Here is a 16853-nt window from a genome sequence, read left to right as displayed (position 1 = left end):
CTCCATTATTCGATGTAAGAAAAGAATAGCATATAGATATTAAAAACAATGTGGCAAAGATCACACCTCATCTATTACTTTTTGAAAATCATCAATTCCAAGAGGTTTATAAAAAAGATATCCTTGCATCACTGGACATCCATTATCAATTAAAAACTCTTTTTGATGCTCTTCCTCTACTCCTTCAGCAATAATCCCAAGTTTTAAACTACGTGCTAAATGAATGATAGCACTCGCTATTTCTGTATTCGACCAATCGAAGCCGATATCGCGAATGAATGACTGGTCGATTTTTAGTGTATCAATTGGAAGTCGTTTTAAATAAGTTAATGACGAATAACCTGTACCAAAATCATCGACGGAGATCGCAACACCTAAAGCATGTAATTTTTCTAAAGCCTCAATTGTATCGTTCATATTATTTAATAGAGCACTTTCGGTAATTTCAATCTCCAGTTGTTGTGCTGGAAAATCAAATTCATCAAGAGCTGCTTTCACACTGTCAACAAAAAGGACAGAGTCTAAAAATTGGACAGCGGAAACATTGACTGATACTTTAAGCGGGTCTTCTAAACCTTTATTCCACTCTTTCATTTGCTTGATAGATTTTCGTAAGACGACTTCAAAAAGAGATTGAATCAAACCTGTGTCTTCTGCAATAGGAATAAAGAGAGCTGGAGAAACATAACCCATATCTTTTTCCTTCCACCTTATTAAAGCCTCTGCACCAATTATTTTCCCTGTCACAGCATTCACTTTTGGCTGGTATGCAACCTCTAGCGACTCTTCTAAAATCGCTTTCCTCAACCCGGCTTCAACATGAACAGTGTCTTTCATTAAATGATTCTCTTTTAAATCAAAGACAGTCACTCTATTCCCACCATTTTTCTTCGCAGAGTACATGGCCATATCGGCATTTACAATTAGCTCTTCTATATTCTCTGAGTGACGAGGATAAAAACTAATTCCACAGCTTGCGCCAACATATATTTCACGGTCACCTAATTTATATGGACTCTTAATATGAAAAATTAAATCTTTCGTTATTTCTTCTACCTTTTCTTCACTCAAGTCCTTCATCAAAATGATAAACTCATCGCCACCTTGCCTTGCAATTTCACAACCATATGGCATCAAAGATTCTTTAATTCTTTCCGAAATCATTTTGATAAGTTTATCACCCATTTTATGTCCCATCGAATCGTTTATGTGTTTAAAACGATCAATGTCCATGAAAATGACGGCAAGTACACTATTATTTAAAGATGCATCGTGAAGCATTGATTTCAACTTTTTTTGAATATATCTTCTATTTGGTAATAAGGTTAGAGGATCATGATATGCTTGGAATTTAACTAACTCTTGGCTTTCACGAAGTTCATCTGTGTAAGTCTTTAATTCATCAGACAGAGTATTGACATTACAAGCTAAATTTCCTAGCTCATCTTTCCGATGGAGCTTTATCTTTTTCCCAAAATTTCCTTGAGCAAGGTCGTTTACATGCTCGACAATAAGAGCAATCGGCTTAGTAATCGAATTCGAAAAAATAAAGCTAAAGATTAGCACCATGATCATAAAAATTATTGAAGTAATAACATAGTTCGCCAATTCGTCATTAAGCGCATTTTGAATAATGTCATGATCATAGGTTAGCCCTATCACATAAGCTGCCTCTGTATCAAAATCAATTGGAACAAACGCCTTTTTAACTTCCTTACCATTGATCGTCTCATCATAAATTTCTGTTTTCTTTGAAGCAAGAACCAAATTAATATATTCTTTATCCTTTTTCACATTCTGGAAATCGTACGTACCATACCATATAGGTTGAGCGGATAAACGTACATAACTGTTACCATTTAAATGGACGACCTCATCTTCTTCACCAAAGTTCTTTGGATTAAAAACGGTTAATTCAAGGACTCCATCAAAATGCTCTGTGATCTTATTCATTACATTTGTGGGACCAAACCGTTTCTCATAATCAAGAACCTCATTATCTCTTAAGTACGGATTAATAATATAATCAGTACTTCCATCGTAAAAGTAGCCCCATTTATCTGTATGGTCAGGATTGCTCGAAGCGACTTCAATCGGACCTGACCAATAATCTTTAAGAGTCAAACCGTATTCTACATCAACAGGTTTTTTTGTAAACAATTGTTCAAATGCATCATACCAATAACCCCACCCTTTTGTGCCCATGTTGATTTCATGAGGGTCAGACGATTTTACCCCGACAATATCATCCTCTGTTTTCTTCAACAATGTAATATGTGAGACCATAAGCTCAGCAGCTAAATCTTCTAATTGCTCATTTGTAACATCTTCATGTGAAGGAGGAAGGGAATTTCTAATCGCAATCGATGCCGTTCTAAGTTCCCTACCGATAATATCTTCCACATATTTTGCACCTTCATTGGCCTTCTCGACTTGATAGGAGACTAGCTCAGCAAGCAAGGCTATCTCCCGATTATAATTTTCGAGCAAACTATTTTTTGAACGTATATAATGATGTGTATTATTGGCAATTAGTATAAAGAGTACTAATATTGTAAAGAGAATAGGCAATTTCTTCTTAATTGACACTTATGATGCCTCCATTTTTTATAATTCTTCTCAAAATTGTTATTATAGCATATTTTTTTTTCGTTTTAGATAATACAAAAGCACTATTAAGTACTTCCAAATATACAAGCCTACTCTTATTTTGACCATTTACCCATATTTCGATGTTTTCTTTTTCTTTTCGAGTCCATTATGTTTAAATACTTTCTATTTTCTTTTTCTATGAAATTATGTATAATAATAAGTAACTGATCGCATAAACTAAAAAAGACCGTTGGTGCTGGTAACACCGAACGGTCAATACAATAGCAGGTCCTATTCAAGGGGATCAGCATATACAGGATAATCCACCTTAGCCGGTTAGCTCAAGGGTGGGTTATTTTTTTTGGTTAAATGACAGAACAGCGATGATTAAGCTTGCAAAAGCACACGCAAACATTAATGCTTCAAATACTGTCACAGCACCACCCCCTTTCATTTGGGGATGAGCTGACCACCCTTGAGTTCCTAACTATTGCTTATCCATTATACCATAAAAAGAATGTATGTTCTGTATAATCGTTATACGACTTTATTCCTGTTTTTTTTTGCGCTATCTTACTTGAAAATGGTATTGATGACTTCATCAATTGTCATATTACTATCCAATTCAAAGGTACCGGGCTTTAAATCATTTGCCAAACCTCTCTTTTCAACTTCATTGAAAAAGGTCATCGCATTATCAATAATTTTCCCGTGCACTAATGCATTACCAACATCGATACTCGTCATTCCTGATGCTACATTGACAATCGTACGATAGACGACTTCCTCATTATCTTGCTTCTCAGATTGATCCGTTTGTTCTTTTTGAGCTTGTTGAACTTTTGCTTCTGCTTCTTTTTCCACGGCGGCTAGTTGTTCGTCCCATTCTGAATCCGTTAAAATAATATAGCCAGCATTTGAGAGGTTCGTTTTCATTTCTTCTTCCGTAGGAGCCTTCACTGATTCCTGAGCTATTTTTTCTTTAGGAGTCGATTGTGAGAAATAGACAATCCCAGAAACACCTGCACTGACGAGAAGACCTGCAGCAAAGCTATTTATCAGATTAGCTTTCATTTGCTACCTTTCTCCCTTCCTTTTTTGATGAACTATATGGAGCAAGTAGTTCTTCAACCTCAGATGGTTCAAGCTTGAATTTAGAAGCTATGCCCTCAATTGTATAATTTCTCTTATATAAATCTAGTAATTCTCGTAGTAATTCTCTTTCTTCATTACTTAGGCCAGCTCGTTGTGAAATCACTTCATTTTCTAAAGACAAAACTCGGATTTGATTTTGAAGCTTATTTACTTCCTCCATCATAGACATATATACCGTGTCTATTTCACGTTGTTTTATCATTGAAGCTTGCTTATTTTTGTACATAGAAAATATGAGTAGTATAGCTGCCACGATAAACAGTCCAGTTAAAGCCCATTCCATCGTTCTAAATCCTCCCTTATAAAAATCTAATCTCACCAAGATATCATTATACCTTCAAATCTACTAAATTTCGATTATTTTCTCCAAAATGCATCAAAAGTCTAATTGGATCAATAGGGAGTAATTCACAAATCCATAAAAAAATAGTAGGGAGAATGACTCTCTCTACTATCCATGCGGCTTTAGAATGACCTTGATACAGTTATCTGTTTTTGTATCAAAATACTCATATCCTTTTTTAGCATCTGTTAGTGGTATCTGATGTGTCACAATATCAGCTAGATTTACTTTCTCTTCCGTTACCATTTGGTATAATTGTGGAATAATTGGAATTACGTGAGCCTGCCCCATTTTAATTTCAACATTTCGTTGAAAAATATCTCCTAGTGGAAAGCCATTGTAGCGCATTCCGTAAACACCTGTTAACTGGATGGTACCACACTTTCTTACTGCCTGCGCTGCGGTCACGATCGCCCCCATCGCTCCTCCGTGGAGTTTCATACCAGAGGCAAGGAACTCTAACGGAGTCATTTTTCCGTCCATTCCGACACAATCAATGACCACATCAGCCCCACCATGTGTCATTTCTTTTAAATATTCGCCTATATGCTGATTTTCTGTTTCAAAGTTAACAATTTCAACACTATTCGTCTTTTTCGCATGTTGCAAACGATAGTCAATGTAGTCAACTGCGATTACCCGCTTAGCGCCTTTTAACCAAGCAAACTTTTGAGCTAATAATCCAATCGGACCACAACCGAGTATAATAACTGTATCTCCTTGCTTAACCCTTGCATTATCTACACTCCAATATGCCGTTGTCGCTGCATCAGAGAGTAAGACTAGTTGTTCATCTTCCACTTCACAATCATCCGGTAAGCGCCATGGTGTAAAGTTCCCATAAGGAACGCGTAAATATTCAGCTTGTCCACCTGCATATCCGCCTGTGTTTTCCGAATATCCGAAATAGGCACCCATATCTCCATGTGGGTTGGCTTCATCACATTGACTTGTATAACCTTGACTACAATACCAACAATGTCCACAGCTTATATTAAAAGGAACGATAACCCGGTCACCTTTTTTTACATTTGTTACTTCTGGACCAACTTCTTCTACGATCCCCATTGGTTCATGACCAATAATAAAGTTTTCAGGCATATTGGGGACCATCCCATGAATTAAATGAAGATCTGAACCACATATCGCTGAAGTCGTTACTTTTACGATAATATCGTCCGCTTTCTCAATCTTCGGGTCCTTAACCTCTTTAACGGACACATCTTTTATGCCTTGATACGTAACAGCCTTCATCGTTTCACCCCTTCGTTACGTAAATTATTTGTACGGAGTTGCAAATGTACCTAATCGGTCTGTGTCACGTGGAAATAGCTCCATTTCTGCGATAGCAAGAGCCATATCTGCCGATTTAATATCGAGTTCTACTTGTTTGCCAAGATCATGTGGATAAAGCCATCCTTTTTCAAGTAATAGATCGACCGTTTCTTCGTATAAATCGATCCCTTCTTCCATTTGTTTCAATAAAGTAGCTCTTAGGTCACTGCTTGCTGTTTCCGTTAAAGCAGTAGCGCAATAACGTATCCCGGTTTTAATTGATAAAAGAAAATCTAACGCAAAGGAGGAGTCTGCCATTTTAGGCATCCCTTCGGCGTATTTAGGATCAAGATAATCTTCGTTCATCATTTCCACCTCATTTTCAAGTGAGAGTTGTACGAGCACCTTTATAATGTTCTTTCAATTCTTGAATAGCTCTCATCGATTGCTCAACATCCTTCTGCATTAATGCCTTTAGATCATTATCAAAACACATACCTTGCAATAATTTTGATTTAACTAGACAGATCGTTTTAAAATTGAGGATTTCATGAGCCTCCATCGTTTCATGAAAAGCCAATACTTCTTGATTGTCCATCTTTTCACCCCCTACATACCGTTTACTTTCCCCATTCTAAAATCACTTTACCAATTATGTTTTTTGGTAATTTATCCCCTTTAGTGATTAATGAATAATTAAGATTAAGAAATTGAAATATTAGAAATGATAAGAGAAAGGAGTATGAACATGACGAAGCATTTAGCACTACATGAAACTTTAGAAGTACATGAACTTTTAATAGTGAAAAACTTAACCCTGACGAAGTCCGCAACAATGAACAAGCTTGTTCAAGACCCTGAATTAAAAGCAATCCTGACGCAAGAAGTCGCAGCTGACACCAAGTTTATTCATAAACTTAAAACGTATTTAACAGATAGGAGTAATAAAAATGAATAATCTGATGAAAACAATTATGGGGATGGGAGCGATGACCGATAAAGTGATCGCGACAGACTTCCTTGTCTCAACAAAAGCAGGGATGCGTAACCTTGCCTTTGCCTTAACCGAAACAACGACCCCAGAATTAAGAACTGCTATGAGAGATGAGCTAAGAAAAGCTGTTCAAACCCATGAACGAATCACAAATTTCATGATTGAAAGAGGGATTTATCATCCTCATGATTTAAGCCAACAACTTGAAGTCGATATGCAGATTACAGACACAGCCTTAAAGCTATCAGAGGATCATTAAGAACAAAAAACTCCTGCTTAATTGCAGGAGTTTTAAGAGTGTAGACAAATAAAGAAATGATATACAGCAAATTACCTTCATGCTGATTGAAAACGTTTGATTTCGAGGCGCGAAGCCTTGGAGGGAGCGGTGTTACCGTAGTGGGTAATGAGCACTGTATCATAATTTTTTTTCATAGCAATAGAAGGGGAACTGTCTACCATGGAAAGACATTTCTCCAGCTCTTCTATACCCTAATTTCGTAAATAGACGTTGCGCTTTAAGGTTGAGTGAATACGTGTCAATTCTTAAATAAGGTACTCCCTTTTCAATGGCAATGCTCTCTGCATGTTGTATAAGCTGACTTGCAATGCCAATTCCTCTTTCTTTAGGATCGACAACAAGACGATGAAACGTATAGGCTGGACCTTCATAAATCCAAGGAATTCCCTTATACTCTAAAGGTTCATTTCGGTCAACGGTTATGGAGCCAATAAGGTTGCCGTTTGCTTCCATGACATATAAAGCAGCATTTTCAACATCTTCAGTAAAAATTTCAACATTTGGATATGTATCATTCCATTGATCATTTTTTTCTTCTTCCATGATCGTTACAGTATCTTTCACTATCATCATCAGTGAGTCAATGTCCTCAATTTTTCCTTGTCTGATCATTTATCTATCCCCTTTGCTCAACATCATATTTCTCATCATAACAAGACCCATAATAGAAGTCCAAACATATAGAACAGACGAATGATTTAGATGCTTATGAAATTGCCGTTGATGCACATACAAAGGAAACACGCTATGTTAATGAATCGATTTTATCGAACTGTTTTTCACTTCCACAGTTTTTGAAAAATATATTAAAAGGAGATGAAGAAAGCCGGTAGAGATCATCATCTACCGGCCTTACTTTATAAACTAGTTCATCACTTCATACTGTAGCCAATCTGAACCATTGATCTTATTCGAAACATCAATTATTTTTTGTTTCACACGTTCTTTCTCTTTTCCTTCTAACATTGTTGGGCGGTAATCATTGCGATTCGTTAGAGAGGAGATAGAAAATGGAATAATATTTATTTCTTTTTTGTCAGTTAGCTTACCGTTTTTCAAATGAAAGGTTTGCTGAAAGACATAGGTATCTTTGTCACTTGGATTACGGTTCCCACCAAACATGAAATTTCCTAAACTGTAGACAATAAATTTCCCATTGTACTCTTCAACACCTTGTACAACATGGGGATGATGGCCAAGAACTAAATCCGCTCCATTGTCGACTGTAAAACGAGCAAGAGTTTGCTGAGATTGGGTAGGTACATATTCTCTCTCAACCCCCCAATGGAAATGCACAAGAATAATCTCTACACCTTGGTCCCGCAATTCTGTAATATCGTTTGAAATACGGCTACGAATTTCTGTCGTATCAGCCCATCCCTCATAGCCTAATGCCCCTACTTTTACATCTTTTATCGTCGTGACATATTTATGGTCATAGCCGAAGTATCCAATGTTCTCATTCTTTAATGTTGTTATTGTGTCCTCGTATCCTTGCTGTAAATAATCATGAATATGATTATTGGCAAGATTCACTGATTCAATTCCAGCTAATGTGAGGATTTTCGCATAGGAAGGGTCTCCTTTAAAGCGGAATTTCTTTTCTGCTTTCCTAGTAGCATTCGTTAAGGTCGTCTCTAGGTTCACAGTTGAGAGGTCATCATTTTTAAAAACGTCATTCAAACCGCCTACAAAATGAGAAAGTCCATTTTGATCCGCCTCATGAACAAAGGTCCCATGATAACCAAATGATTCATCTGTACCGAGGGTAAAGTCTCCTGCAGCACTGATTTTAATCGTTGTCTCAACGATCGGCTCTTCTTTCGGCACAGGTTGTTTCGTAGACTGAGGTAAAATCCCATTGGTTCCAATCTCTCGAATATTGTCCATTTCTGTTTCATTGCTCGTGTCTTTTTGCAACATGTAATATACTAGAAAACCGCCAGCAATAATGAAAACGAAGACTCCAATCAAATATGGTAAAAACTTAGTATTATGGCGTTGTTTTTCCTTACTTCTCTCTTTTCTACTTGTCATCTTAAGCATTTTCCCCTTTTATTGTCACATTCACATTTTTGATTACTAGTGTGTTCATTTAGTTAGAAAGTATTATACGCAAGAAATCTAATACATCTATACTACCACCCGAAGGTATACATAAAAAGAAAAAAATGATAAGGTGACAAAATTTACCCACTAGGATATTGGGAAATGTTTCAGAACAACCAAAGCTGTTTATCTTTGATTGTAAAAAATCTATCTTAGTTAATACTTACTGAGGAATTTCTAGCACAATCTTCCCAAAATGCTTTCCATGTTCCATTTCGTTGTGTGCTTCCTCCACCTTTTCTAATGGAAAGACCTTACTAACAACCGGTTTAAGTTTATACTCATTAAAAAGATTTAACATTTCCATAAACTCATAGCGATTCCCCATTGTCGTTCCCATAAGCGTTAACTGTTTGAAAAAAATATGCGGCATTAGGAGATGATTGACGGGTCCTAAAGTGGAGCCGAATGAGACAATTTTGCTACCAGGCTTGGCTAGTTTAATTAAATCCTTTAATGTATCCCCTCCTATAGAATCGATGGAAAGGTCAGCGCCTCCAGAACGTGAAGATAATTGTTTTACCCAATCTTCTTGACGATAGTTAACACCGCCTGTAGCACCAAGCTCGACTGCCTTTTCAACTTTTTCATCGCTGCTTGATGTGACATATACCTTTGCACCTAATGCAGATGCAATTTGTAGGGCGATTGTTGCCACGCCTCCACCAATCCCAGGAATAATCACAGTCTCACCAGCTTGAACCTGTCCCTTTGTAACAACTGCACGATAAGCAGTTAGGCCACCAAGGGGTAAAGCAGCAGCTTCTTCCCATGTTAAATGTTCCGGTTTCGGAAAGACATTTTCAGCTGGAACTTTAATATATTGCGCATATGTACCATTAATAGGTACCCCTAATACAGAAAAATTCGCTTCCGGAAAAATAGGATTTTCTCCCCAACCCATTCCAGGATTGATCAACACTTCATGACCAACCTTAAAACCTTCAACCCCATCCCCAATCTCTGCTACGATCCCGGCTCCATCAGAACCAGGAATAGATGGGACACGGATCCCAGGATATAGCCCTTGACGAATAAAGACATCTCTTCGATTTAACGCGGCTGTTTTTAGGCGAATGACTACTTCTCCTGCTCCAGCTGTTGGAGTCTCAACTTCCTCATAATACAAATTTGCCGTACTTTCACCAGGTTTTACCTTATCTTTTAAAACGAGTGCTTTCATCATTTTCTCTCCTTTTTTCCATCTATTAATAAATCTTATCATAATCTACCATGGAGAAGACTGATTTTGAAAACCCTTACCTTGGCAATTTTATGAATTAATCTATTGATTACAACCACTCAATGGAGAAAATTCCTTTGTTTGTGATAATCTATTGATATAGAAGATTTAATTGAAAGACCAATTAATGAAATGATTCAATTAGGGATGTGTTAATAATGAACAATTTTTTACCACCAAAAGGTGACTTTCAAACCTTTAGCGACGAAGATCATTACGCTGAAAAGGTAAAAGAATGGGGACTATCGTCCACGAAAGAAGTTAAAAAAGAGTTTTGGTACAAAACAGGTAACCTTGAATGCAAGGTAACGATTAAGGGATATGAAATATATGGCAAGGGCGAAAAATATAACACTCTAGTGATCGAATTTGACGACGGCAATTTGAGTTGCATCCACCCTGCTTACTTAAAAGAAATGCAAGCCTCAAGCTTCACTAAAACGGTCGTCACAAATTCAGAAAAAACGACGGTTGAACCGAAAAAAGAAGCCAACCAGACAGTCGAGAAAAAGGCAACTGCCACAAGTGAAAAAGCACTTAAAAAAGAAAAGAAAGCAGCGCTGAAAAAAATTGATCTGCCTTTAGAAAAGGTTCATTTCTCTGCAGAGGTGCAACAGTTCGCTTATAGCTGGAACCATTTTAATGAGGAAAATGATGAGGTTATTGTGCTAAAAGATGTCGTAATCGTGCAAGAACCGCCGATAGAAATAGGTCTAGCTTGGTGTAGCCACTCCAAAACATTGAAAAAATTCGAACTCTCCCCAGGAAATAAGCTCGAATTCGATGGGAAAATTGTGAAGAAAAAGCTTCCGAATGGAAAGGATGTAGAAGACGAGTACTTGGTTTCCGAACCTGTTCCATATAAGATAAATAACCCATCTAAAATCGTCAAAAGCGAATAACATTTCAGGTCGTTTGAGACAATTTGCCTTGTTTCAACGACCTGATTCCCCATATTTATGCTTATAATGTGCTAAAGCAAGCAATGGATAAATATAACGATAACTATGATAGTGAATATAGAAGTCCCCAGCCATCCCCTGTCCTTTCGGATAATCTGTTGTCCAATCATCCCGCTCCAAGTGATTTAGTAAAAACGTGATCCCCTTCTTGATTTCTTTCGATGGACGTTCATTAGCCGCGATGAGAGCATCAACTGCCCATGCTGTATGGGTCAGTGTACTTGAAAGTGGGATAAACTTATTCTCACTATCACTTTTGCAAGATTCCCCCCAACCACCGTCTTCATTTTGAACCTTTTTAATCCAGGCGAGTCCTTTGGCAACAGTCGAATTCGCAGGAGATACACCAACAGCTATTAAACCGGTAATGGCTGCCCATGTACCGTATAGATAACATATTCCCCATCTACCGTACCAAGAACCATCCATCTCTTGATTACGTTCAAGTGATTGAATCCCTGCTTGAACAATAGAATGAGTGGGGGTTAGATTCGTGTATTCTCCCAGAAATTGCAAGGTTCTCCCTGTTAAATCTGGTGAAGGTGGATCTGTGAGGATAAATTCAGCTTTTTCAATTGGCAATAGTTTAAAATATGAACGATTCGTATTTTTCTCAAATGCCGGCCAGCCCCCACCATCATTTTGCATCGATAATACCCAGCGAATCCCTCTTTCCCATGCTTGACGGTAGCTGGTATCAGTCGTGACAGAGCGTGCGATCGCGCGCAAAGATGCCGTTGTATCATCGACATCTGGATTAATCGTATTGATATGTGAAAATCCCCACCCACCTGGAAAGGCGTTCGGATTATGGATGATCCAATCTCCATACAAATGATGCTGCTTCTTTAATAAGTATTGATTAGCTCTATGGACAACCTTATCATCTGGTGCTACCCCTGCTTCTTGTAGGGCGTAACTAATTAAAGCAGTATTCCAAACGGATGCTGTTGTGTACTGCATATGGCTATACCCTTTTATTTCCGTCCTCATCGACTTAAGCCCTTTGACAGCTCGGTTAATAAACGGTTTCAGGTTATCATCTTGCAAAGCAAGTAATGCAAAGATCATGAGAAATGTTGAACTAAAATAACTATAAAAAGTGCCATCCTTTTCAATGTGGGAGAGCATGTATTGTTTTGCCTTCATTTTTGCCTTTTTCTTTAGCTGGCTTGGTAGCCCTACCACTTGTTTTATTCCATCTGTGATAAGTGAGGTGAATGAACGCCATTGTTCGATCTCTTCTTCAGTGCCCCCTTCATCGCGCAAAAATAACTCAGATAAATCAGGACTTTTTTTCGTTTTTAAGGAGAATTTTTTGTCTGCTATTATCATAATGGGGAGCAAATTGGCGCGTCCAAATACGGATAATTGATAGAAATTAATAGGAAATGAGGTCGGAAGTAAAATGAACTCTAAAGGTATGGTAAAAAAAGCGGGCCATTTATATTGACCAGTAATCGCAAGCATGATTTTCGTAAACAAATGAGCCTTATTTACACCACCATTAGCTAAGATAAATCTTCTTGCTACCCTTAATCGTTTATCTGCTTTCTCCATGTATCCAGAATATAATAACGCATAGTATGCTTCTACAGTCGCCGTTACGTTCCCTTCTCCTTCATCATGAAATAATTTCCATGCACCATTCTTTTCCTGTCTACTCAAAATTCTTTTCGTGAGTTCCTGTATTAAGTTTTCATCATCAATCTCCAACGATCTTAATAAAATGATCATATAGCAATCGGTCGAGATTCCTGTTTCAAAAGGGTACTCCCATGAACCTGATTCCGTCTGATCCCTTTTCAACATATCAATTAAAAACTTAAGTCCGTCCTGTACATTTGCTTTCATTGTTATCACTCCAGTAGAGGAAATTGTTTCTATATTCATATTCCCTCCCTAAACTGAACATTCACGAGAAATCATGTCTACATAAACAAAGGAGGAGTAAATCTTGGGAAAGCTTTTTACAAAAGAATCTCCCTCCCTACCTGAATCTTTAAGGCGAATAAAAAAAGGGCTACGCGCAAACAAGAAAAAGTCTCAACATACTCCTTCCTTAGAAGAAAAGAAAACGATAACGAAAATTGAAATTGAAACAAATGAGTGGAATGTAAATAATGTAACGAGAACAAAAGCTTATCTTGATTTTTCTTTGAAACATCCTGAAGTACATTGGGCTTTTTTAGGTCATATGGTTTCCCGAAATGGCGGCTGGAACATGACCGATTTAAAAGGTGGATTCCTCACTAGACTTCTATCCAGTAAAGAAGCTCTCAGCTTCTTCAATTTTTTAGAGAGAGGAAATTGGCTTATTTTTCAAGATGCCTATCCTCAATTTCTTTTATATGAGGAGAGTTTAAAAAGAGGAGAAAATCTTTTTCATTTATTACCACAATTTCATGTTTCTCAATTTATGGAAACCATCTGGAATGACTTTTGGTCCCATCAGGATCCTTCGATATTAACGACAGCGTTAATCATAAACGAACAAAGCTATTTAGAGGAACGAGTCATTCATCACCCAACATACAAGAAAGAAGTGTTTGATTCTTTAGAGTTTATGCTTCAGGACATCCTCTCCATGAACCACATTTTATTTCCTTTTGAAAAGGATGGACAAATACAATTAGTCGGAGAAACCCTTCATCATTTTCAAAGTCTGCATGAGCGTATTCTTCTCGGTAAAAGACTTTATAACATTTTATATGGTGATAAAAGGAGATTAGAAAAAATACAAGAATGGGCGAAAAAAACACCACATTCGGGCTCAAGAAAGGACTATTGGCCAGACATTTTTAATTCGATAGAAGAAGTCGTACCAGGTACCGAATTAAAGAGACGTTTAAAAGGCTGTCAACTGATCCCTGGAGCGTATCGTTTCTATAGCCCTTACTTAACGAATGCGTGGAATAATCAAGATCATCAGGCTGCTGAATTAGGAGATTGGTATAAAAGCTGGAAAGTTATCTACTATTTGCTAGACGAAGGAAAAAATGAAAAAAATGGAGAGATCGAAAATGATTACTGTAAAACCCTTGAAAGACTTGAACTCGCCGCCATCGCCAAAAAAGCCGTATCGCTATTGGGGTAGTCTATTATCGATCGTCCTTTTAGCTACCCTGATCGGAACCTATTTAGACCTCTATTTTGTCGGAAAGGGGCTATACTCATTTCCGATTCGTCCATTCCCTTCTATCTTTACGATTAATATATTGTTTACTGCGATTGTCCTACCCGTTTTTATTATCTTTTTTATCCTAATTTCCTTAAGGCTACAAAAGTGGATGAAAATGATGTTCATCATCACATTAAGTACGCTAATGGCAGCATTTGAAAAGTTTGCAGAGTCCCTTGGTTTTTTTATTCATCACGCTACATGGCAACACTATTACTCTTTTTTCGGTTACAGTGTTTACTTATCTTTTATCCTCCTGTTCTATCATTTATTAACCATTAATGACTAGATAATCCCTTAGCATAAGGAATTATTTGCTTGAGTAAATCGACATTTACATTTGTCCTACAATCCATTTTCTCAAGCATCAAGACCAAATCTTCTGTCGCAATATTCCCTGTCGCCCCTGGTGAATAAGGACAACCACCGAGTCCAGCAATGGAGCTATCATATTTTGTAATACCAGCTTGTAACGCGGCTAGTACATTTGCTAATGCCATTCTTTCTGTGTCATGAAAATGAGCGACAAACGTCGTTTCTGGAAATAACTCTTGCAATCTCATAAAACGCTCATAGACTAGCCTGGGATTTGCTTGACCATTTGTATCCCCAATGTCCATTTCATTTACTCCGTAGTTAATCAAAGATTCACAAACGTAGCGTACTTGTTCGAACGAAACATTCCCCTCATAAGGGCAGGAAAAAGACACGGAAACATAACCGCGAATAAACATTCCTGCCTTTTTGGCACGTTCGATTAACTGCTTACATTCTGATAACGAGTCCGAAATGGATCGATTAATATTCTTTCGATTAAATGTCTCACTGGCCCCTATAAAAACAGCAATTTGTGGCACACCGACAGATATTGCCCGTTCAAGCGCTTTCATGTTTGGCGTAAGTGCCAGATAGGTTAGTCTTAATTCCTTACAAAAGTGAGCGATTTCCTCAGCGTCTGCCATTTGCGGAACCCATTTAGGATGAACAAAGGATGCGGTTTCAATTCTTGAAAAACCACATTTTGCCAATCCTTTAATTAATTGTTTTTTATCATCAATTGAAATCGGTTTCGACTCATTTTGTAAACCATCGCGAGGACCAACTTCGATAATTTCCACTTCTTTAGGTACATACATTGTACAAACCTCCTTGAAAATAGGAAAAGTTCAACTACTACAATGTATGCGCCTAATCTCCTACTTACTATTTAAAAACCATTTTTATATACTTTAGACCATTTTTAACATTAGGATAGCGTAGAGGAATATCAAATAAGGTAGTTTGCTTTAAAATACTTTTTTCATGTGAAAAGGTATCAAAACTTCCCTTACCATGATAGGCGCCTGTTCCGCTATTTCCTACTCCACCAAAGGGTAGATAAGGACTTGAAATATGGTACACAGTGTCATTAATGCAACCACCACCAAACGAAACATGAGCGAGAATACTCTCTTGCACGGCCTTGCTTTCAGTAAATAAATACAGCGCTAACGGCTTGGGATGGTTAAGGATTTCTGATACAACTTCTGGGAACTGTTCATATTCAAGCACTGGAAGGATTGGACCAAAGATTTCATCGTCCATCACCTTGTCATCCCATGTAATATCCGTTAGTACGGTTGGAGAAATAGATAATTGTTCCGGTGACGTTTCCCCACCTAGAAAAATGGAACCTTCCGATAAAAATGATTCAAGCCTGTTAAAATGCCGTTCACTAACAATTCTTGTGTAGTCCTTATTTTGTAATGGTTCCTGACCGTAAAGCTCTGTCACCGCATTTCTTAAATTAGCTAAAAACTCTTCCTTAACACTTTTATGTACATATAAATAATCAGGAGCAATACAAGTCTGACCAGCGTTCATAAACTTTCCCCAAGCGATTCGTTTCGCGGCAAGCTTCAGGTTAGCATCTTGATGAACAATACATGGGCTTTTTCCACCTAATTCTAGTGTGACTGGGGTTAAATGTTTAGATGCTGCTTTCATGATAATCTTCCCAACTCCAACACTGCCTGTAAAAAAGATGTAATCAAAATTTTCATTTAAGAGGGCTTCACTCGTTTCAATTCCACCTTCTACGACTGTAATATATTCCTTTGGAAAATGGCGCTTCATTAGTTCAGCAAGCACTTCTGAAGTTCTAGGTGTGAGCTCTGAAGGTTTTAAAATCGCGCAATTTCCTGCCGCAATGGCACCAATGAGTGGAGCAATCGCTAGTTGAAACGGGTAATTCCATGGAGCAATAATTAAGGTTACTCCATATGGTTCAGGGTAAATATAGCTTTTTGAACCAATGTGAGTGAACGGTGTTTTCACTTTTCGCGGCTTTGCCCAGCGACGGAGATTTTTTAAGGTGAAGCGTATTTCTTCGAGAACAATGCCAATCTCAGTAGAATAGGCATCAAATTCAGACTTATTCAAATCATCCTTTAAGCTTTGTATGAGCTTTTGTTCACCTTCGCGAATTGCATTGCCTAGCTTTTGTAAAGCTTCAATGCGAAAGGACAAATCTTTCGTCTCACCTGTATGAAAATAAGCTCTTTGCTTTAGTAATAGTGCAGAGTAATTTACCATTCCTTCATTCTCCTAAACATGAGTATGTAATGATAATACCAAATGTTCGAGCATTCATGCGGAAATTAGTAACTCATTTCTTCGCATAAATTCGAAAAAGACAATAAAGACGAATACACCGCTC

Annotated in this window: 17 protein-coding genes; 5 read left to right on the top strand and 12 right to left on the bottom strand. The window is 37.6% G+C overall.

Annotated features, from left to right (window positions below):
* Positions 1-60: 60 nt before the first annotated feature.
* From AA0X71_RS11520 to AA0X71_RS11495, 6 genes are all read right to left on the bottom strand, one after another.
* Positions 61-2589 carry an EAL domain-containing protein gene (locus AA0X71_RS11520; protein WP_413362244.1) on the bottom strand — a complete coding sequence of 843 codons (2529 nt, stop codon included), beginning with the start codon at positions 2587-2589 and terminating at the stop codon, positions 61-63.
* A 576-nt stretch (positions 2590-3165) separates the two neighbouring features.
* Positions 3166-3666, bottom strand: coding sequence for a hypothetical protein (locus tag AA0X71_RS11515; RefSeq protein ID WP_413362242.1), 501 nt, complete (start codon positions 3664-3666; stop codon positions 3166-3168).
* Positions 3656-4030, bottom strand: a complete 375-nt coding sequence (locus AA0X71_RS11510) for a hypothetical protein (protein ID WP_413362240.1) — start codon at positions 4028-4030, stop codon at positions 3656-3658. Before AA0X71_RS11510 ends, AA0X71_RS11515 begins: the two co-directional genes overlap by 11 nt.
* A 168-nt stretch (positions 4031-4198) precedes the next feature.
* Positions 4199-5344: a zinc-dependent alcohol dehydrogenase gene (locus tag AA0X71_RS11505; RefSeq protein WP_413362238.1), complete on the bottom strand. Its 1146-nt coding sequence runs from the start codon at positions 5342-5344 to the stop codon at positions 4199-4201.
* A gap of 24 nt (positions 5345-5368) precedes the next feature.
* Complete coding sequence (locus AA0X71_RS11500; RefSeq protein WP_413362236.1) at positions 5369-5731, bottom strand: spore coat protein; 363 nt, start codon at positions 5729-5731, stop codon at positions 5369-5371.
* A 16-nt stretch (positions 5732-5747) separates the two neighbouring features.
* On the bottom strand, positions 5748-5963 hold the full coding sequence (locus AA0X71_RS11495; protein WP_413362234.1) for a spore coat protein: 216 nt from the start codon (positions 5961-5963) through the stop codon (positions 5748-5750).
* Positions 5964-6113: 150 nt separating this feature from the next.
* Between AA0X71_RS11495 and AA0X71_RS11490 the strand changes: the two genes are divergently transcribed.
* Together AA0X71_RS11490 and AA0X71_RS11485 are read left to right on the top strand one after the other, a co-directional pair.
* Entirely contained in the window at positions 6114-6323 is a 210-nt protein-coding gene (locus tag AA0X71_RS11490; RefSeq protein WP_413362232.1) for a hypothetical protein, read from the top strand.
* A complete protein-coding gene (locus AA0X71_RS11485) occupies positions 6316-6618 on the top strand; it encodes a spore coat protein (RefSeq protein ID WP_413362230.1) in 303 nt (100 codons plus the stop codon). Before AA0X71_RS11490 ends, AA0X71_RS11485 begins: the two co-directional genes overlap by 8 nt.
* A gap of 159 nt (positions 6619-6777) precedes the next feature.
* On the opposite strand, the gene AA0X71_RS11480 is transcribed toward AA0X71_RS11485, so the two are convergent.
* From AA0X71_RS11480 to AA0X71_RS11470, 3 genes are all read right to left on the bottom strand, one after another.
* Complete coding sequence (locus AA0X71_RS11480; RefSeq protein WP_413362228.1) at positions 6778-7272, bottom strand: GNAT family N-acetyltransferase; 495 nt, start codon at positions 7270-7272, stop codon at positions 6778-6780.
* A 252-nt stretch (positions 7273-7524) separates the two neighbouring features.
* A complete protein-coding gene (locus tag AA0X71_RS11475; protein ID WP_413362226.1) occupies positions 7525-8697 on the bottom strand; it encodes a CapA family protein in 1173 nt (390 codons plus the stop codon).
* Between the two features lie 235 nt (positions 8698-8932).
* A complete protein-coding gene (locus AA0X71_RS11470; RefSeq protein WP_413362224.1) occupies positions 8933-9952 on the bottom strand; it encodes a quinone oxidoreductase family protein in 1020 nt (339 codons plus the stop codon).
* 218 nt (positions 9953-10170) lie between these two features.
* Between AA0X71_RS11470 and AA0X71_RS11465 the strand changes: the two genes are divergently transcribed.
* Entirely contained in the window at positions 10171-10914 is a 744-nt protein-coding gene (locus AA0X71_RS11465; RefSeq protein WP_413362222.1) for a hypothetical protein, read from the top strand.
* Positions 10915-10947: 33 nt separating this feature from the next.
* Here the strand turns inward: AA0X71_RS11465 and shc are convergent, their stop codons facing one another.
* Positions 10948-12867 carry a squalene--hopene cyclase gene (shc, locus tag AA0X71_RS11460; RefSeq protein WP_413362220.1) on the bottom strand — a complete coding sequence of 640 codons (1920 nt, stop codon included), beginning with the start codon at positions 12865-12867 and terminating at the stop codon, positions 10948-10950.
* A gap of 64 nt (positions 12868-12931) precedes the next feature.
* Here shc and AA0X71_RS11455 point away from each other — a divergent pair, with 64 nt between their 5' ends.
* Positions 12932-14071, top strand: a complete 1140-nt coding sequence (locus tag AA0X71_RS11455) for a DUF2515 domain-containing protein (protein WP_413362218.1) — start codon at positions 12932-12934, stop codon at positions 14069-14071.
* A complete protein-coding gene (locus AA0X71_RS11450; RefSeq protein ID WP_413362216.1) occupies positions 13998-14444 on the top strand; it encodes a CBO0543 family protein in 447 nt (148 codons plus the stop codon). The genes AA0X71_RS11455 and AA0X71_RS11450 overlap by 74 nt, the downstream gene beginning before the upstream one ends.
* Here AA0X71_RS11450 and AA0X71_RS11445 read toward each other — a convergent pair.
* Complete coding sequence (locus AA0X71_RS11445) at positions 14434-15291, bottom strand: hydroxymethylglutaryl-CoA lyase (protein WP_413362214.1); 858 nt, start codon at positions 15289-15291, stop codon at positions 14434-14436. The two genes, AA0X71_RS11450 and AA0X71_RS11445, sit on opposite strands and share 11 nt — an antisense overlap.
* Before the next feature lie 67 nt (positions 15292-15358).
* A complete protein-coding gene (locus AA0X71_RS11440) occupies positions 15359-16729 on the bottom strand; it encodes an aldehyde dehydrogenase (RefSeq protein WP_413362212.1) in 1371 nt (456 codons plus the stop codon).
* Between the last annotated feature and the right edge of the window lie 124 nt (positions 16730-16853).

Origin of the sequence: Robertmurraya phoenicis (genome assembly GCF_047302285.1) — a bacterium.
Lineage (GTDB): Bacteria > Bacillota > Bacilli > Bacillales > Cytobacillaceae > Robertmurraya.
The sequence above is the reverse complement of the archived record's forward strand: the minus strand, read 5'-3'. Positions and strand labels throughout refer to the sequence as shown.

What these genes read in the sequence shown, in the direction of transcription:
- AA0X71_RS11515 (WP_413362242.1), bottom strand. Translation starts at nt 3,666, where the DNA reads ATGAAAGCTAATCTGATAAATAGCTTTGCTGCAGGTCTTCTCGTCAGT.
- AA0X71_RS11510 (WP_413362240.1), bottom strand. Translation starts at nt 4,030, where the DNA reads ATGGAATGGGCTTTAACTGGACTGTTTATCGTGGCAGCTATACTACTC.
- AA0X71_RS11505 (WP_413362238.1), bottom strand. Translation starts at nt 5,344, where the DNA reads ATGAAGGCTGTTACGTATCAAGGCATAAAAGATGTGTCCGTTAAAGAG.
- AA0X71_RS11500 (WP_413362236.1), bottom strand. Translation starts at nt 5,731, where the DNA reads ATGAACGAAGATTATCTTGATCCTAAATACGCCGAAGGGATGCCTAAA.
- AA0X71_RS11495 (WP_413362234.1), bottom strand. Translation starts at nt 5,963, where the DNA reads ATGGACAATCAAGAAGTATTGGCTTTTCATGAAACGATGGAGGCTCAT.
- AA0X71_RS11490 (WP_413362232.1), top strand. Translation starts at nt 6,114, where the DNA reads ATGACGAAGCATTTAGCACTACATGAAACTTTAGAAGTACATGAACTT.
- AA0X71_RS11485 (WP_413362230.1), top strand. Translation starts at nt 6,316, where the DNA reads ATGAATAATCTGATGAAAACAATTATGGGGATGGGAGCGATGACCGAT.
- AA0X71_RS11480 (WP_413362228.1), bottom strand. Translation starts at nt 7,272, where the DNA reads ATGATCAGACAAGGAAAAATTGAGGACATTGACTCACTGATGATGATA.
- AA0X71_RS11475 (WP_413362226.1), bottom strand. Translation starts at nt 8,697, where the DNA reads ATGACAAGTAGAAAAGAGAGAAGTAAGGAAAAACAACGCCATAATACT.
- AA0X71_RS11470 (WP_413362224.1), bottom strand. Translation starts at nt 9,952, where the DNA reads ATGAAAGCACTCGTTTTAAAAGATAAGGTAAAACCTGGTGAAAGTACG.
- AA0X71_RS11465 (WP_413362222.1), top strand. Translation starts at nt 10,171, where the DNA reads ATGAACAATTTTTTACCACCAAAAGGTGACTTTCAAACCTTTAGCGAC.
- shc (WP_413362220.1), bottom strand. Translation starts at nt 12,867, where the DNA reads ATGAATATAGAAACAATTTCCTCTACTGGAGTGATAACAATGAAAGCA.
- AA0X71_RS11450 (WP_413362216.1), top strand. Translation starts at nt 13,998, where the DNA reads ATGATTACTGTAAAACCCTTGAAAGACTTGAACTCGCCGCCATCGCCA.
- AA0X71_RS11445 (WP_413362214.1), bottom strand. Translation starts at nt 15,291, where the DNA reads ATGTATGTACCTAAAGAAGTGGAAATTATCGAAGTTGGTCCTCGCGAT.
- AA0X71_RS11440 (WP_413362212.1), bottom strand. Translation starts at nt 16,729, where the DNA reads ATGGTAAATTACTCTGCACTATTACTAAAGCAAAGAGCTTATTTTCAT.